Source organism: Vibrio sp. 03_296 (assembly GCF_002265885.1).
This window is the reverse complement of the sequence record NZ_NPKW01000651.1, coordinates 1-784: the sequence shown is the minus strand read 5'-3', so window position 1 is coordinate 784 and position 784 is coordinate 1. Positions and strand designations below refer to the sequence as shown.

2 pseudogenes are annotated in these 784 nt (G+C 45.7%); both read left to right on the top strand.

From position 1 onward, the window contains the following. Window positions 1-391, top strand: a pseudogene (locus tag CIK04_RS34250) (hypothetical protein); the annotation flags it as partial. A gap of 40 nt (window positions 392-431) precedes the next feature. Beyond that, a pseudogene (locus tag CIK04_RS34245) lies at window positions 432-784 on the top strand (LuxR family transcriptional regulator); the annotation flags it as partial.

Here is a 784-nt window from a genome sequence, read left to right as displayed (position 1 = left end):
ACAACTCATAATGATAAGTAGAAGAGCGACCATTTTTTATTGGAAAAGGATATTCCATTCATCGATTAGTCGTTTTAGCCAACTTATTGATTCTCTCTACCAAGCTCCTGTTCATCCTCGTGGATTCGAACCGTTTCTAGAGCAAATGGTGGGCGAGTTTCGTTTGGCCGACGCAGTCTTTCATATTCAGTCAAACTACCGTGGAGAGCTGGTTTCAGGCTGGATGGCCGGCCCACAAATTGATGCTGTCATTGAGTACATAGAGCAAGATCTCGCGCGCGGCAATATCATTAACGACTTCATCGCCACAAACCCATCGGGCGATTTATTCTCTAATAAACACATCGGTAGACAACACGACTTAACCCCGCAAGAACAGAAAGTCGAATGACTGGTTTGACCGCCACGGTTTTTGCGATGTTGCTACCGCTTTGATTGGCCATGCAGATGGCAACATTGCCTTCCTCAGTGTGCATCGAAATCAAAGTGAGTTGCCACTGGATGAAACCGAACTTTATCTATTGGAAAAGCTGGTCCCTCACATTCAACGTGCATTTTCGCTTTATCAGCAGTCCAAAACCTCACAGCAATACACTAATAATCTTACCCAAATCATCAGCCAGTTGCCTCATGCTGCGCTGCTTTATGACAGCAAAGGCGCTTACGTTGCCGCCAATCACAAAGCGAAAGATCTCATCGCGTTGCAGGAAAACGTTAAGCTGCTACCCAGTGAACTTAGCTTCTGTGACGCCACATTACGCCATGAGTTTCTGCTCAATGTTCA